The organism is Wenyingzhuangia aestuarii (assembly GCF_011927765.1).
Lineage (GTDB): Bacteria > Bacteroidota > Bacteroidia > Flavobacteriales > Flavobacteriaceae > Wenyingzhuangia > Wenyingzhuangia aestuarii.
The window spans coordinates 141,398-159,619 of the sequence record NZ_JAATJG010000005.1; the positions used below are offsets into that span (position 1 = coordinate 141,398).

Annotated in this window: 11 protein-coding genes; 4 read left to right on the forward strand and 7 right to left on the reverse strand. The window is 32.6% G+C overall.

The window, feature by feature from the left end; genetic code table 11:
* Positions 1 to 3: 3 nt before the first annotated feature.
* The 4 genes from GGR97_RS06550 (at position 4) to GGR97_RS06565 (ending at position 6,225) form a co-directional block, all read left to right on the forward strand.
* Entirely contained in the window at positions 4 to 1,830 is a 1,827-nt protein-coding gene (locus GGR97_RS06550; protein ID WP_167897724.1) for a RagB/SusD family nutrient uptake outer membrane protein, read from the forward strand.
* 22 nt (positions 1,831 to 1,852) lie between these two features.
* Positions 1,853 to 3,478: a hypothetical protein gene (locus GGR97_RS06555; RefSeq protein WP_167897725.1), complete on the forward strand. Its 1,626-nt coding sequence runs from the start codon at positions 1,853 to 1,855 to the stop codon at positions 3,476 to 3,478.
* An 80-nt stretch (positions 3,479 to 3,558) separates the two neighbouring features.
* Positions 3,559 to 4,887 (forward strand): family 16 glycosylhydrolase, encoded by a 1,329-nt coding sequence (locus tag GGR97_RS06560; RefSeq protein WP_167897726.1) that lies wholly within the window; start codon positions 3,559 to 3,561, stop codon positions 4,885 to 4,887.
* A 147-nt stretch (positions 4,888 to 5,034) separates the two neighbouring features.
* Complete coding sequence (locus tag GGR97_RS06565) at positions 5,035 to 6,225, forward strand: IS256 family transposase (RefSeq protein WP_167897727.1); 1,191 nt, start codon at positions 5,035 to 5,037, stop codon at positions 6,223 to 6,225.
* Positions 6,226 to 6,286: 61 nt separating this feature from the next.
* On the opposite strand, the gene GGR97_RS06570 is transcribed toward GGR97_RS06565, so the two are convergent.
* From GGR97_RS06570 to GGR97_RS06600, 7 genes are all read right to left on the reverse strand, one after another.
* Positions 6,287 to 7,174, reverse strand: coding sequence for an alpha/beta hydrolase (locus GGR97_RS06570; RefSeq protein WP_167897728.1), 888 nt, complete (start codon positions 7,172 to 7,174; stop codon positions 6,287 to 6,289).
* A gap of 208 nt (positions 7,175 to 7,382) precedes the next feature.
* Positions 7,383 to 9,662, reverse strand: coding sequence for a beta-glucosidase BglX (bglX, locus tag GGR97_RS06575; RefSeq protein WP_167897729.1), 2,280 nt, complete (start codon positions 9,660 to 9,662; stop codon positions 7,383 to 7,385).
* A gap of 48 nt (positions 9,663 to 9,710) precedes the next feature.
* A complete protein-coding gene (locus tag GGR97_RS06580; RefSeq protein ID WP_167897730.1) occupies positions 9,711 to 10,568 on the reverse strand; it encodes a glycoside hydrolase family 16 protein in 858 nt (285 codons plus the stop codon).
* Positions 10,569 to 10,578: 10 nt separating this feature from the next.
* Complete coding sequence (locus GGR97_RS06585; RefSeq protein WP_167897731.1) at positions 10,579 to 11,217, reverse strand: glycosyl hydrolase family 16; 639 nt, start codon at positions 11,215 to 11,217, stop codon at positions 10,579 to 10,581.
* A gap of 458 nt (positions 11,218 to 11,675) precedes the next feature.
* Entirely contained in the window at positions 11,676 to 13,130 is a 1,455-nt protein-coding gene (locus GGR97_RS06590; RefSeq protein WP_167897614.1) for a hypothetical protein, read from the reverse strand.
* Positions 13,131 to 13,169: 39 nt separating this feature from the next.
* Positions 13,170 to 14,741 carry a RagB/SusD family nutrient uptake outer membrane protein gene (locus GGR97_RS06595; protein ID WP_209272331.1) on the reverse strand — a complete coding sequence of 524 codons (1,572 nt, stop codon included), beginning with the start codon at positions 14,739 to 14,741 and terminating at the stop codon, positions 13,170 to 13,172.
* Between the two features lie 9 nt (positions 14,742 to 14,750).
* Complete coding sequence (locus tag GGR97_RS06600; RefSeq protein ID WP_167897732.1) at positions 14,751 to 17,927, reverse strand: SusC/RagA family TonB-linked outer membrane protein; 3,177 nt, start codon at positions 17,925 to 17,927, stop codon at positions 14,751 to 14,753.
* Positions 17,928 to 18,222: the final 295 nt, after the last annotated feature.

Here is an 18,222-nt window from a genome sequence, read left to right on the forward strand (position 1 = left end):
ATCATGAAAAACATAGATAAAAAAATCACAACCAAATCTTCATTCAAAAAGAAATGGAGTATTTTGTTCCTTTCATTAACGCTAATATCATTACTACCTAGTTGTAATGATGATGAATTTTTAACTAGAACCAACCCAAACCAAATATCTACCGGAATTTACTGGAAAACAATCGACGATCTTAACTGGGGGTTAGTGGCTGTTTATAATACTTTTAGAAATGATAATATTATCAATCTTGTTAATGAACTTAACAGAAGTGATATTGCCTATGCAGGATCTTGGAGAGCAAGACCTTCTGTAACACAACCTACCTATTTACAGACTTTTAACAACGCTTTTACTGCCTCTGTTAACAAATGGCAAGAAGGATACAAAGGTATTTTTAGAGCAAATCAAGTTATCAAAGCATCTAATGATTTAATGCCAAGTTTAACTGAGTCTGAAAAAGAAGAGGCAACCATTATTATAGCCCAAGCTAGACTCTTAAGAGGCTTCTTTTACTATCACTTATACAACTCATTTAACAAAGGCTCTATTCCTTTATTTTCTGACATTCCTGAAGATCAATCTGATTTTTATAAAACTCCAGAATCAGCAGAAGTAATCAAAGACTTTATCATAACAGATTTAGAATTTGCATCTGAAACCTTACCAGAAAATTGGGAAAATAAAAACAAAGGAAGAGTTACATCTGGTGCTGCTTTGGCTTTGTTAGGTAACACCTATTTACACAACAAACAATACACAAAAGCTACCGAAGAGTATAAAAAACTTATTGATAGTAATGTTTATTCTCTTACAGCCGATATTGGAAGTAACTTTACTACAAGAAATGAATTTAACGAGGAATCTATTTTAGAAGCATCTCATACTGTTGATTATAAAATGGAAGAAATTGGTTATTCTTGGAAACTACTTTCAAGTGGCTTGTCTTGGAGGTTTTCACCCTCAGGATGGCTAACAACAATTCCATCAAACTGGTTAACAATCCTCTACAAAAATGAAGTTATTGACTCTACAGATCCTAGAAATTTACTTGAAAATGGAACACTTAGAACATACAGCTTAAGAACTTCTGCATCTATTGCTTTGGCTGATGATTTTGAAAGTATTTACTACGGTTATGAACCTGCAGCAGCCTACACTTTTAATCAAGGAAACACTTCTTTTTGGAGAAAACATACAAACTGGGACATCTCAGAAAGCGAAAAAGATATTTATCCATCTACACCAAGATCAGGTGTTAACGAGCGTTATATCCGTTTAGCAGCAGTATACCTTAACTACGCAGAGGCTTTAAATGAGATAGGAGATACTGAGACAGCAATGCTTTATATCAACAAAATAAGAAGAAGATCAGGAGTAAGACTTATTGGACCAAACGGAAGTGGTGAATTTCCTACAAACGACCATGATAATATCACCTATAATCAAGCATCTTTAAGAGAACACATTAGACATGTAGAAAAACCTTTGGAATTATCTGGAGAAAATATGGGAGAAAGAAATGTAGACTTGATTAGGTGGGGAATAAAAAAAGACCGTTTTATTGAACTTGCAACAAGAAGATATGATGCAACTCACTTATACAACGTTACTGATAAAAGTGGGAACTCAAAAACGAGATGGAATGCTTTGTTGTGGGAATCTGATCCTAATGATCCTAACGCAATCATAGATCCCAATTATAGTGAATTTCAAGAAGCTGCAGTTAATTACAATGAAGAAAATCACGCATATTGGCCTATACCTAATACAGAGTTAGTCACAAACCCGTTAATTAACCTGTATTCTGAAAGTGAACAGCTACCTACAGAAAATGAATAATTAAAAATTAAAACCATTTAAAATGAAAAAAATATTTTTAACCCTAATTGCAGTCTTCACACTGTTGATTAGTTGTAAAGACGACTCATACGAGATTCCAAACACTTTTTCTGATATAGGTTTTTACACCAGTAAAGGAACCGCAAACACGCTAAATACTAAAATTAACGGATACGTTAGTTTTGCAGATTTATCACAAGGTACTGTAAATCATAAATGGACAATTACAGGTAAAACAAAATACTTAGAAGGTGAAATACCTAGAGACAATAATCTTACTAAAGAAAAGCTAGAAGCCTTAATTATTGAAGGAAACGATACTATTTCTACCCAAAAAACAGTACATGTATACTTTCCAAACAGTGGTTTACATACCGTTAATCTATACAATACGTTTAACGATTCTGTAACTTTTAGAGGTCATAATGGTGATTTTTATTTTACAGGAGCTAAAAAAGTTAACAATTTGTGGGTTATTGATACTACTTTTGTGGTGGATGTATACGATACCATTGTTCCAAGCATTAAAATTTCTCAAAATGGTACACAAATAGACCACACAAGTAAAACAGATACTGTTTTTGTAGAAGTAGGTAATACACTTACATTTGAAGATTTAAGTACAATTGGTAGACCTAACGGTAGAACTTGGTCTATTTCTGGAGTGTCTAAAACATTGGTTAATGAAGACACAGGAAACATTCCTTACGAACATACCTTTGTAAAACTAGGTGTTTTTAACGCAACGGTACGTGTCTTTAGAGATCAAGAACAAGTCCCTGGTGATTCAGAAGTATATAAAATCCCTGTACCTATAAAAGTAAATCCTTCCTCTAACCCATTTAACTTACACGGAGATGTTATTGAATTAGAAGATCAAACAATACAAATTAGTTTTAATGGAGAATTTGATGAAACTACAATTGCAACCAATCCTCTTACTTCTTTTAATGTTAAAGTGAATGAAATATCTTTTAACATAGCATCTATTTCGTTAGACAGCGAAGACAAAACAAAATTAAATATAAAACTTCAAGATGAGATATACAGACCTGATGTTATTAAAATTTCTTATTCAGGTGGTACTTTAAAATCTTCTGATTCAAGAAGTTTACAAGGCTTTACTGATGCATTAGTAAACATGTATAATATAAATTTACTACCTGCTGATATGTCTACAGTAAATGCATCAGGACCGTGGAGAGGAAGAAATCCTGGAGAAGATGACATTACAATATCTAGTGATCAAGCCTCTGATGGAGACACAAGCTTAAAAGTTGTATTAACACCTGGTAGTGGTATTGCAGATGCTGATTGTCCATTTGAAGCTGATGAAAAAATAGCTATGATTAAAGATAAAACTTATGTTCTTAGCTACAAAGTATATATAGACCCATCATCTACCGTATTACCTAGATTAGATCAAATGATACTCCTTAACAACTGGGTTCAAGATACTAGAGTATATTATCCAACTGCTGGATTTGCTACTGGAAAATGGATTCTAATTGAAAGAGATTACATCCCTAGTAGTAATTTTGATTTTGTGAATTTATATATGAAATTACACGTAAACTCTCCTAATGATAACAATTGTACATTGTATTTTGATGAATTTAAACTTCAAGAAAAAGAAGTAAGGCCTTAACAACACTAACCTTAACCACAATAGACCTCTTTATACCATAAAGAGGTCTATTAATATTTTTAACAGAAAAACAGAAAACTATGTTTAGTAAAATTTCAATTTTCTCACTAATAATTCTTCTTGGTGCCTGTAGCAACGATAGTCCTATAAAAGAAAAAATAAAAGAACCTACAGAAAACCCTGATCCTGATGTAAAACCTGATCCTGACCCAAATCCTAAAATTACGATAGATTTAAGTAAATGGACACTTACATGGAATGATGAATTTGATTACGACAACTCTAAATTGGAAGAAAAATGGATTTCTCAAAATTCAAAATCGGGTGGATTTGTATTGAGCAGTAGATGGAGAGAGAATGCAGTAGTCAAAAATGGTATTTTAGAACTATTAGCGAAAAAAGAAACAAAAGGTGGACAAGAGTGGACAACTGGTAACATTTGGACCAAAGAAACGTTTAACTATGGTTATTACGAATGTAGATATAAATATGCTGGAGCAACAGGAACAAATAATTCGTTCTGGTTATGGCCTATGAAAGGAGTTAAATCTGGAGAAAAAGCAATTGAATTAGACATAAACGAAGGACACTTTCCCAACGAAATTAACACTAATATTCATAACTGGACTGATAAATGGATAGAAGATGGTCTTGAGAAACACTCTGTAAACCCTATGCCTTTTGCTATTGGTGGAAGCCAAAAAAAACCTGATTACTCCACTATATTAGACAATAGTATTACTGCTAAAAAACTTAGATTTTCTTCTAACAATGGTTCACATTTTCATATGAGAGAATTTAAAATTTATGCTCCCAACAGTCTTGGATACCCAACTAATATTTTAGCAGAATCTACAGACAATACCATAACTGGTTTAACCAACCATGCAAAATCTAACGACGTATCTATAACAGTAAGCGGAAACTACAATGCTACAACAAATAGTAGAAATATTGCAGATAATAAAACTAGTACTAGCTGGATTTCTCAAATTGATGGAGAAAAATGGATTGAATTCAACTGGACTGATTCTAAAAAAATTGGAGCTATTCAATTTGTAAATGGATGGAAAAACGGAAGTCAATGGAATGGAATGATAGATGGATATACAATTCAATATCATAACGGAACTGAGTGGATAGATTTAATAAACTACAGTATTTATGGAGATGAAGACTTCTCTAAAGACTACCACACCTATGGAGTAATGTGGAATAAAGATGTTCATGAATTTTATTATGACGGAGAACTTATAAGAAGTATCCCTAACGAAAACAACCATGCAAACACCAACATTCTTTTAAGTTTAGCAGTTCTTAAGGGAGGAATAGCTGGACCTGTAACAGATGTTATTGACGGCACAAGTATGAAAGTAGATTACGTAAGATACTACACTCCTATTGAATAAGACATATTTGAGTTAGTTTACTAATGTGTAAGAGCTTGTAAGTATATTTTACTAGGCACTAAGCCATAAAGTGTGTAAGTTTTAAAAACTCAGGATTGAATTCAATCCTGAGTTTTTTTATTTATTAATTTTAAATTTTACACATTTATGAAACCAGAAGATTTACTAAACGACGATTTTTTAAAGCAATTTAAAAACGGAGCAGAGTTAACCAATTTTTTAGAACAACTTCACAAACGAGGCATCGAGAAGATTTTAGAGGGAGAGTTAGATGCTCATTTAGATTATGATAAGCATCAAAAAAGAAAAGAGCAGAATCTACGTAATGGTTATTCTAAAAAGAAGTTAAAAACAACTTTAGGAGAAACAGAGATTCAAGTTCCTAGAGATCGTGATAGTTCTTTTAATCCTATGATTGTTAAGAAACGAGAAAGTACAACAGAAGGCCTCGAAAACATTATTATATCTCTTTATGCCAAAGGGATGAGCAATAGTGATATAGAAGAACAAATACGTGAACTCTACAATTTTGATATTTCTACATCAACTATCTCAAGAATTACAGATAAAATCACAGAAAATGTTATTGCCTGGAGAAACAGACCTTTAGAAGCCACTTACCTAATCGTTTGGATGGATGGCATTGTATTTAAAGTCAGAGAGAACTCTAAAGTAATAAATAAGACCGTTTATATTGCAGTGGGATTGAGAACTGATGGAAAAAAGGAAGTATTAGGATTATGGTTAGGTAAAAATGAATCTTCTGCCTTTTGGATGAGCGTTTTAACAGATATAAAAGCCAGAGGAACTCAAGATATCTTAATCACTGATAATTTAAATGGATTTACAGATACTATTAAAACCATTTTCCCTAACTCTACGACACAAATCTGCGTGGTACATCAAATAAGAAACTCCTGTCGCTACGTAGTCTGGAAGGATAAAAAAGAATTTACTCGTGACATGAAGCAAATTTATACGGCTCCTACAAAAGAAGCCGCTAAAGCTGCCTTAAAAGACTTCAAAATTAAATGGGAGCCCAAATATTCTTATGCCATTAAAAGTTGGGAAAATAATTGGGATGAGCTTACTGTATTCTTTGATTTTCCTATTGAAATAAGAACCATTATTTACACCACAAACCTTATAGAAAATCTAAATGGTAAAATAAGAAAATACACCAAAAACAAACTCTCATTCCCAACAGATGATGCAGTTATGAAATCAGTATTTCTTGCGCTCAGAGAAAGTACTAAAAAATGGACAATGCCCATCAGGAACTGGGGAGTGATACTAAATCAATTTTTAGCTATATTTGAAAACAGGATTAAACTATAAATAATTTAACCCTGAGTTTTAGTTACACACTTTATTAGGATAGTGTCTTCTTAAAATTTATTTAGCGATAAACTTGATATTCATCTGCTGTTAATTTTTGAACATTGTTAGGTCTTACCACTAAATTTTCACCTGAAAGAATATTGTTTTTTACTAGAAATTCATCAGCATATTCTAAAGACCAATAAAAGAATCTATTATTTTTATTTCTTCCATTACAAAAACCATGTTTTCCTTTTTTACCAATATACAATTCTGATGGATTACCTACTTTTTTAAGAGCATTGTGAAAATCTATCATTTGTTGTACAGGAATTCCAGGATCCTGACCTCCAGAAAAAGTAATAATTGATGGCAAATTCTTTGTTATATGAAAAGGAGGGGATAAACTCTCTGAACACTTAAACCAAGGGTTGTATAAAATAACAGCATTGGGAACGCAAGAAATAGATAAATTATAAAAATCATCATTAATCTTCTCATCAGTAATCATTGCGGTAGCAGCTGCCAACTGACCTTCAGCAGAGCCACCTGCAGTCACTATTTTATTTGGATTCACTTTTAAGTTTTTTGCATTTTTTCTTAAAAAACGAATTACGGACTTTGCATCTTTTACACATTCCAAAGGTACCTCAACATTATCTCTTGTTTTTAGTCTATAATCCACAGATATAGCTATCATCCCTCTTTTACTCCAATAAGTACAATCTGGAAAATGCATACTAACATCTCCTTTATTCCAGGCTCCTCCATGAAATATGGCTATGGTTGGAAATTCTTTTTCAGAATTTTTATAATTACTCGGTAAAAAAACCGATAATTCTAAATCTTTATCATTTATGCTTTTATAAACCCAAGTTGTATCTGGAGTTTGAGAAATACCGTGTTGACTCCAAAATAATAACCCTATAAGAATTAATATCGATCTACATTTTGTTTTTATCTTCATATTTAAATTAATTTATTATAGTCCAAAACTATACAAACACTTGGCAAAATAGTTTCTCTAATCTATCATTCATTAACTTATATTCATCAAAAAATTCTTTATTTACTTTACAAAAAAACAAGATAGATTCTACCTATTTAGTGGAATCTATCTTGTTAAAACATCCTATACTTTTTACAAGATGCCAAAAAACTATAAAAAATAAACCTTATTTAATTTCAAAACTAGTTTCAATTACTGTTTTAGAACTACCTCCTAAAAACAACTTAAATTCTCCTGGTTCAACTATAAACTTTCCCTTATTATCATAAAATCCAAGTTCTTTGTTAGTTAGTACAAATTCAACTATTTTTTCTTCACCAGCTTCTAATTCAATCAACTCAAAACCTTTTAACTCTTTTACAGGTCTAGTTACACTTGCTACCAAATCTCTTAAATACAATTGCACTACTTCTTTCCCTTTTAACTTTCCTATGTTTTTTACCCCAATTTTAACATGTACTTCATCTTCTTTTTGATGCACTTTTAAATTTTCATATTCAAACTGAGTATAACTTAATCCATGCCCAAAAGGATACAATGCACTATTTTTTTCATCTTGAAAATGCGACCAAAAAACCACATCTTTTCCTGGTAAAATAGGTCTACCTGTATTTTTATAATTGTAATACAGTGGTAACTGACCAACATGTCTTGGAAAACTCATAGGTAACTTTCCGCTAGGATTGTAATCTCCATACAACACTTGTGCAATAGCATGACCACTTTGAGTTCCTAACTGCCAACATTCTAAAATAGAAGGAATATTTGCATCTGCCCAACCTAATGTTAACGGCCTTCCGTTATTTAACACTAATACAATGTTTTTATTTACTTTATAAATTTCTTCTAACAATTCTTGTTGCACTCCAGGCAAACCAATATCTACTCTACTTCTACCTTCTCCACTTTGAAAACCGTGTTCACCTAGAACCATAACTACAACATCTGCATTTTTAGCTACTTTTTTAGCTTCTTCAAATTCACTTTTGTCTGTGTTGTTAATTTTAACTTCGGTAATAAAATCTGGAGTACCTAAAGCTACATCTGCTCCTTTTGCATATACAATACTGTTTCCTTTGTAAGCGTTTAATCCTTCTAAAACAGATACTGCTGTACTGTCTTTAGCTGCAATTCTCCAACTTCCCAAAGGACTTGTTTTATCGTTTGCCAAAGCACCGATTATAGCAATTTTTTGACCTTGTTTTTTTAAGGGTAATAAATTGTTTTGATTCTTTAGCAAAACAATAGATTTTTTAGCCAAATCTAAAGATGCATCTAAAACCTCTTTACTTCCGATTACATTTTGCTCTCTTTTTTCATCACAATAACGATATGGATCTTCAAACAAACCAAGTTCAAATTTTACTTTTAAAATTCGTTTTACAGCATCATCAATTACGCTTTCTTTTACTTTTCCTTCTTTAACCAAATCTGCTAAATGATGTACATAAGCATTAGATTCCATATCCATATCCGATCCTGCATTAGCTGCAATTTCTGCTGCATGCTTTAAATCTTTGGCATGTCCATGCGCAATCATTTCTACCATAGAACCCCAATCGGATATTACAAAACCATCAAACTTCCATTCTTGTTTTAAAAGATCTCTTTGTAAATAAGAATTTCCTGTTGCAGGAATTCCATTTAACTCATTAAAAGAATTCATAAATGTTCTAACACCAGCATCTACAGAAGCTTTAAATGGTGGTAATACAATATTGTGTAAAGTTGATGTTCCTATATCTACCGTATTGTAATCTCTTCCAGATTCTGCAAAACCATAACCTGCAAAATGTTTAGCACAAGCCAAAATGGTATTTTCTTTTGATAAATCTGTTCCTTGAAAACCAAGAATTCTAGCTTTGGCAATTTTACTTCCTAAATAAGGATCTTCTCCTGCCCCTTCCATTACACGTCCCCAACGAGCATCTCTAGATACATCTACCATAGGTGCAAAAGTCCAGTTGATTCCTGCTGCAGATGCTTCTAAAGCTGCCATTTCTGATGATTTTTGAATAGCTTCTAAATCCCAACTTGCAGATTCTGCCAAAGGAATTGGACTCAACGTTTCATAACCATGAATAACATCAAAACCAATCACTAAAGGAATTCCCAATCTAGTTTCTTCAACCGCAATTTTCTGAACAGCTCTTACCTCTTTAACCCCTCTTACGTTTAGCATAGAACCTACATAGCCTTTGCGTAAGTCTTTGTATTTTTTGGCTGCATCACCCTGAATTGGAGTAGGACCCGTAACGTTCCAAAAACCATTGTATTGATTCATTTGTCCTATTTTTTCCTCTAAAGTCATTTTAGACAATAAGTCATTAACTCTATCATTAATAGGCAATCCCATATCTTTATAAGTTAGTTTACTAGTCTGACTACAAGAAAATACCATTCCTGCCAGTGTAAGTAAACTTATTATTTTTTTTAATTTCTTCATGCTTCTATTGTTTTAACATAAAACTCTGCTCATCAACTTAGAAAACCTCTATTGATATACTCTTACATAATCTATTTCCATTGCCGATTCTGTAAAATCAGGATCAACATTACCTCCTAAAGTTCCTCCCATAGCTACATTTAAAATGACAAATTGATTCTTATCAAAAGGCCAATTAGCAGCATCTTTTGTAGCAGGCTGATAGGTATAATGCACTACATTATCTACCATAAATTCAATCTTATCTGCTGTCCAATTAATGGAATACAAATGAAATTCTGTAGACAAATCTTCTTTAGGTTCATTTTCTCCTACGTAAGGTGTGTTTCCATATCCAGAAGAATTATGAATAGCACTTGTGGTAATTTTTAAATTAGCTGAACTAGTTCCGGCACGTTCCATAATATCTATTTCTCCACAGGTTGGCCACCCTACTGTACTAATATTATCTCCCAACATCCATATAGCAGGCCAAGTACCTAAACCATAAGGTAATTTTGCACGTACTTCTACTTTACCGTAAGTAAAACTAAATCTGTCTTGAGTTTTCATTCTTGCAGATGTATATGGAGCTCCTCTATAGGTTTCTTTTTTTGCCGTAATTTTTAAAATTCCGTTCTCAACCACTGCATTATCTCTTGTGTAATATTGAAGTTCATTATTTCCCCAACCACTGTTTCCTATGTCGTAAGTCCAGTTTTCTGTACAAGGAGATCCTGCTGTATTAAACTCATCAGACCAAACCAATACATTATTATTTCCGTTTGGAACTGCATTGGTTATTTTTCCAGGACAAGCTACTGTAGGTTCTGTAGTATCATTTACTGCTACTTTGTCTTTACTACATGCACAAGAAAACAAACAAGCTAAAACCATGCTTTTTATCCATATTTTTGTGTATTTCATAATTCTTTTTTTACTGATTATTTTTATTTTCAAAAGTGATTCTATCTATATAAACTATTTGATTACTAGCTCTATTTCTATAATCTGGAAAGATGATTATTTGATCTATTATACCTGTAATACCTTTTCCAATATTACTAGATACATCAAACGTTAATTCTTCCCATTCATTAATTTTTGTGTTAGCAACTTTTATTTCTGGTTGTGCCTCTCCATTAGCTTCTGAAAACTTTAAGCCCACATTACTAATAACCGATTTGTACACTAACATTTTTACAATTGTATTTGTAGTGTCAAAAGTAAAAGACCCAATATCTGAACCGTGTAAAGATTCAAAACCTGCCCATTGAGCACCTGTGTTTGTTGCTGTAAATTTTGCAACAGCATTAGATTTGTTAATTCCTGAGTTATTTGGATTAGCAACTATTTCTACACTTGGATTAGATCCATTTTCAAAAACAGTCCAAGTCCAATCGCCTCCAAAACCATTTTCCTCAAAATCTATGGGATAAAATGGAGATTGATTTGTATAGGCAATTACCTCTTCTTCTACTATATCCGTATTTTCCTGTTCGTTATTACTATCACAATTTGTGAATAGTAAAGCTGTAAAAATTACACAGGTAATTAACAATTCTTTCTGTTTCATATTTGGGTAGGTTTTATAAAAAATTATTGTTCTTGATTTGTAATACTACTATTCAGGAATAAGAGATTTTTTACTTATTCTTTCTTTATCAGTCTCATTAATACTGATGTTTTCTTTTTAAAATTCTGAAAACTTTAATTTTAATGATTGTTTAAAATTTTCAGGATTTTATTGTTGTCATCAAGTACAAACAAAGCTTTGTTCTTTTTACTTGTTATTTTTTTTAAAACAAGTAGTTAAACACTATTCTTTAAATTTTATTACAAACTATTTCTTTATTAAGTCAATAGAATCAAATGATATTAGCTTTTATAAATTCATATTCACTACAATTTATTTTTAACATGTAGATGTAGTTAAGTATGATTTGCCTCCCATTTTGTTTTTAAAATTTTATAAAAAGCGGTTAAAAACTTCTAACCGCTTTTATAAAATTAAATCTGTGCAAAAACTATTTTTTATTTGTATAAATAGATATTATCAACATGGAAAGAAGTAGCTCCCGTTGCTGTACCATCTAAAGATACACCGTACTTTAATTGGTCAATAGCTCCACTTTCTGTTAACCCAATAAATTCTGATAATGGAATATCAATAGAAGTCCATTGTCCACTTGTTAATGTTTTGTCTACCCCCACTTCAAAAGTAGATCCACTTGAATCTGCAGTATTAATCAACGTAATGTTTAACTTATCTATTTCAGAAGAATGAACATCAAAATGAATATGAGTATAACCTGCAAGACTAATTGCATCAAACGTAGTTCCTTGGTAGTCTAAGAATGAGTATTGTAACACTTTATTCCCCGTAGCTGGCTCCAATTCTGCAAACTGTGTTGCTTGTCCCCATCCTGGATTTACATTTACGTTTCCAACGCTTGTATAAGCATCACTATATATAGAAATTACATTTGCTGCATCTACGCTTGGAGTTGTTGGTACTGTTGTTACATCTGTAACTACCGGACATCCGTTGTTTGTTCCTGCTACATTAGGACAAGCATCATCTGCATCGTTAACTCCATCTCCATCTGTATCTACATCTGCAATTGCTGCACCTGCAGTTCCTTCTTTTGCTAATTTAAATTGCCAAAAATCTGTTCCAGATGAAATTTGTACTGTCATAATATTTTTATCTTCTGAAAAACCTACAGCACTATATGTTACACTTTCTGGAGCAGCAGTTGGACTTGTAAACAATGTATTAGCTACTTTTGCCAATCCTAAATATGCACCTTTACCTGTTATGGTTACTGTATTTTCAGTTTCATTGTGAAACCATGTTGCTGTTGCTGTTCCATCAAAAGGAGCAACTGGTGTAGCACATCCTTCTGGATCGTTACCAAAAACTGGCTCTACCCAAGTTTCGTTACCTAAAACATTTACAAAGGTTCCATCACTTTTAAACTCATAAACATCGTCAAACAAACAATTTCTTGTGTTAACATCTGCCAAACTGTTTGACCACCAAGAATAATTGTTTACTTCTGGTCCTACAGCCAAAGCTCCAACCTGATGTAACAACACCCATCTACCTATTACATCTGTTTGAGGAATAGAAATAACAACAGCATGTTCTTTAGTTAAAACTACGTTGTCTGCTCCTGTTGCAGAAGCTGTTACTGTAATGTTGTAAGTAGCTGCTGCTGAAGGATACACATATGTAACTTTAGGCCCTACGGTTGCTAAAACATCATCCGTAGCTTCTGTATTTCCAAAATCTACTGAATAAGAAGTTGCTCCTGAAGCCGAAGGTGTTACACTAACAGTGTTTCCTAGCCCAGAACTTTCAATAGTAAATTCTAAGTTTGTAATTGCAGATCCTGATGTTCCCATTGCATCATCTTCTTTACTACACGATACCATAAGTCCTAAACAAAGTAAGGCACTTATACTTTTTTTAAATAAATTCATAATATTTGATTTTTAAGTTTATTGTTTAATCTGTTTATCTTAATAATTTGGATTTTGTCCCCATCTAGTAACAGCGTTTGCTAACTCCAATTCTACCAATGGAATAGGGAATACTTCATTTTTATTTTCTTGGAATGTAATTTCTCCAAAGTCTGCAGGCTTAGTTGCATTGTAGTTTGCAAAAGCTTGACTTGCTTTTTCTGTTCTTACCAAGTCAAAAAACCTATGTCCTTCTCCTGCTAATTCTACACGTCTTTCTTTATAAATAGCTTCTAACAAATCTGACTCTCCATTGTAAGGATAATCGTGTGTATTGTTTCCAAAAGCTCTTGCTCTTACCAAGTTTAAGTAAGCTGTTGCATTAGCTATAGAACCACTACTTTGTACTTCTGCTTCTGCTGCCATTAGCAAAACATCAGCATAACGAATAGCTCTGTAATTGTTTTCGTAGTTTAAAGGATCTGATCCTGCTCTAGTACTTTCATTTTCTTGAGTTGGAAGGTATTTTTTAGAAAAATAACCTGTATTTTCTCTACTTGGTGTATACTCTCCTACTCCTGGTGCTAAAATGGTAATGTCTCTTCTTTGATCTCCATTTTCAAAAGCATCATATAGTTGTTGTGTTGGTAAACTAAATCCCCAACCTGCTTTGTATACAGCTCCTGTAAAATCTCTTGGAGCATTGTTTTGAGGTAAGTAATTTCCTTCGCTACATTGAATACAATCCCAACCAGCTCCTTCTACACTTGTATACTGAACTTCAAAAACAGATTCTACTCCATTTTCTCCACTTTTTTCAAACAAGGTTGATAAGTCAGCTAAGCTATATTCTCCACTATTAATTACGATGTTTAATTGTGTTGCTGCATTGTCAAACTGAGTAACATCATAAGTTCCGTGATACAAATACACTTTCCCTAATAAAGCCTGTGCTGCTCCTTTTGAAATTTGATATTTTTCATTAGGTGTTACCGGTAAGTTTGTAATAGCTTCTTTTAAATCTTCTTCTATTAAAGCATATACTTTTGCAACACTCCCAACACGATTTACATCATATTGCTCTCCAATTCTAATACGTTTGTCTTGAATTCTTGAAACTCCATCTCTTTGCTCTACAGCTAAAGGAATGTCTCCAAAAAACTTTGCTAGTTCAAACGTAAAATAGGCTCTTAAAAAATAAGCTTGTGCAATTACCTCATCTTTACCTTCAAATTCTGTTTTGTCTTTAAATTCCAAGATATAATTGGCTCTTCCCATAGCTGCATACATAAACTTCCAAACATCTCTAAGTTGATTATTGTCTGCTGGAGTTTGATCCATTTTATCTATTCTTTGTAAAGTAGGTTGATCGTAATTATTGGCATCACCTCCTACAATAATATCATCTGCAGCTCCTGTAATAGTTAATATATTTACATAAGTAGACTGCAACATATCGTAAGCACCAATTAATGCTTTATCGTATTCTTCTTCTGAATTAAAATATTCATCCGACACTGCTCCTACGGGTTCTAAATCGTTTATAAAATCATCACAACCTATTAGTGTAGAACCCAACACTATAGTTAAAGCTAAAATTTTACTATATTTTTTTATGATATGTGTTTTCATGGTCGTTGGTTAAAAAGTTAAATTAAGTCCCAAAATAAATGTGGTAGCTACCGGATAAAATCCTCTGTCTATTCCTGCTCCAATAGGATCTCCTTTACCATCGGTTCCAGAACCAGATGCAGAAGGATCGTAACCAGAGTAATCTGTAAAGGTGTATAAATTGTTTGCTGACAAGAATAATCTTAAGTTGTCTACTCCCATTTTATTTAATATTTTATTATCGAAATTGTATCCAACCTGTACATTTTGAATTCTGATATAAGAAGCATCTTCTACAAAATAATCTGAAAATAAATCTGTATTTATAGATGCTCCATTGGTAGCTCTAGGAACGGTATTACTTGGATTTGTAGGTGTCCAACGGTCTAAAACTCTTGTACTCTTGTTTGCTAATAAATTTAAACGCTCATAATCTCTTACCATTTCGTTTCCAAAAGATCCAATTGCTGAGGCACTAAAATCTATATTTTTATAAGTAAACCCTAAGTTTAAACCTGCTGTTAAATCTGCTATAGGATCTCCAATATCTGTTTTATCATCTTCAGAAATGTATCCATCACCATTGGTGTCTACAAATCTTAAATCTCCAACACCTGCATCTGTATGATACTCATTATTATTTGCTGTAGCATTGACATTTAACGCATCAATTTCTGCTTGGTTTTGATAAATACCATTGGTTTTGTATCCGTAGAAATATCCTAAAGCGTGACCTGCTTCCATACGAGAAGGAACAATACCTGTACCTATTCCAAAAGCACCTCCTTGTTCAAAACCTGCCAAGTTTCCTACATAAGTAACTTCATTTTTAAGTGTTGAAAAATTAAAACTAGCGTTAAACTTAAAGTCTTTAGAAAATTGATCTCTATAAGAAACTAAGAATTCTAATCCTGAATTTTCTACAGTACCTGCATTGATAAAAGGTGCACTTGACCCAATACCTGCAACTCCAGTTAAGGCTGATGATTCCGCACTAATTAACAAATCATCTGTTACTTTTTTAAATACATCTGCGGTAAAGGTTAATCTGTTATTTAATACCGCTAAATCAAACCCAATGTTTCCTGTTGTAGTGGTCTCCCATTTTAATGATGGATTTCCCAATTTTCCTTCAGCAACTCCAACTAATAAATCAGCTTCTGTTACTTCATCGTTAGAGCTATAAGCTCCTTCTCCATCTAACAAACCTACATATGGAAAATCTCCATCAATTCTATCGTTACCAATAACTCCATAACTAGCTCTTAATTTTAATGAACTAATTGTATTGTTGTCTTTTAAAAATGATTCATCAGAAATGTTCCATCCTAAAGACAATGATGGAAAGAAACCTACATTATTATCTTCACTAAACTTTGAAGAAGCATCTCTACGAAAAACTGCAGACAATAAGTACTTTTCTTTATAATTGTATTGTACTCTTGTAAAAATGGACTGCAATCTATTCTTAAATTGATTTGATCCAGACTCAATAGCTGATGGTTGATAACGTGGGTTTACAGTTTCTGAATTTGCAATACTAGCTTCGGCAAATGTATTGGCTCCATTTTTTAAACTCACTCCTGTTTGTCCATCATACAAACCTCTAAACTCTACCATTTCATGCCCTAAAAGCACTGTTAAATTATGAATATCGTTAAAAGTATCTGTATAGGTAATTAAGTTGTTCCAAGTATAATCATCATAAGTATCTACATAATCTACATACTCATTATTAAATTCTCTTGTTAAAGATTTACCTACCCCCATAAAAACCTCAGGTCTAAACGTTTCTATATTTACGGTAGCATGGTTCATTAAGAACTTTGATCTTATAGATAGTTTATCTGAAAAACTATAATCTGCAGAAAATGTTGGACTTATTTTGTTAACCACATCTGTGTCATACGTGCTTGCCATTTGAGACAATGGGTTAGACACCTCTATAGCCCCTGTTTGCACAATACCATATCCGTTTCTTAATTCTTCAAAACCTACATCAGTTAAAGGGGCAGGATCTTTTGCTAATGTAAAGGGATCTGCATTTATTGCATTATATAATACTGCTCCAATTCCTCCTTCTTGTAGTTTATTTTTTTGTGAACGAGAATAAATAGCTGTTGCAGATAGCTTTAATTTGTCTGTAACATCGTATTGAAGATTGGTTCTAGCAGTAAATCTGTTATAGTTAGACTTGTCTCCTCCTACAATACCATCTTGTGATAAGAATGATGTTCCAAAAGAATAAGCTAATTTTTCTGTACCTCCGTTGGCTGTAAGATTTACATCGTATGAAGGAGCTAACTCAAACACCTCATTTTGCCAGTCTGTATTGGCTAAAGGATCTACAGCACTTACGCTAGAATCATATACTAAACCCGTAGTTGGTTGAATAAAGTATCTACTTGTACCTGTAGCTTCGTTAATATATTCTGCCAATCCTTGAGCATCTAATAAATCTAACCTGTTACTTGTTTGTTGTAAACTGTAGTTAGCAGTTACATTAAACTTTAAGTCACTTTTTTTACTACCTGTTTTGGTTTCTATTAAAATAACCCCATTTGCTGCACGTACTCCATAAATACCTGCTGTTGCATCTTTTAATACGTTTACACTTTTTATGTCGTTAGGATTAATTACAGATAAATCTGTAATTGGATTTCCATCTACCAATATTAAAGGTCTACTATCTCCATTGGTAGAAACCCCTCTAATTCTAATATTCATTCCGCTACCAGGTGCTCCTGACGTAGAGGTAATGTTAACCCCAGCAACCTGTCCTTGCAAAGCTTGTTCTACTCTGGTAGGATTTAAAGCTTCTATAACTTCTGAATTTACAACAGAAACAGCACCGGTTACTTCTTTTTTCTTTTGAGTACCATAACCAATAACAACAACTTCTGATAAAGATTCTATATCTTCTTTTAATTCTACATTAATTATATTTTCATTACCTATAGTTATTTCTTCAGAATTGTATCCTAAATAACTGAACGTAATAATTTGTCCTGAAGAAACTTTTGTAAGAATATATTCTCCATCAAAGTTTGAATAAGAACCATTAGCAGTTCCTTTAATAAGAACACTAACCCCTGGTAAAGGCTCTCCAGTTTTTACACTTGTTACAACTCCGGATATATTCTTGCTTTGAGCGAACCCAAATACAGATATGAATAAGAGAAGCGTGAATATTGTGATTTTTCTCATGTCTAGTAATATTAATTTGATATATCACAAACATAAGCCCCATCTATTGATAATTCATCAAACAAACCCCCTACAAAAAACATACAATGTAATTTATTTACCCACTAGTAGGGTTTATATAGGATTCACGCTTAAAAAAAACTGCTGATTTTTAACTTTGTAGTGGTGTTGTATAGGTAAAACACCTGTTTGTAGTGACAACAACAAGACAAAAACCCCGTATTAAAAGGATTTATAGAGCCAAAAACTCTAAAAAGAAATAGCTTTGTATTGTTTGTTACATTCTACTTAACAA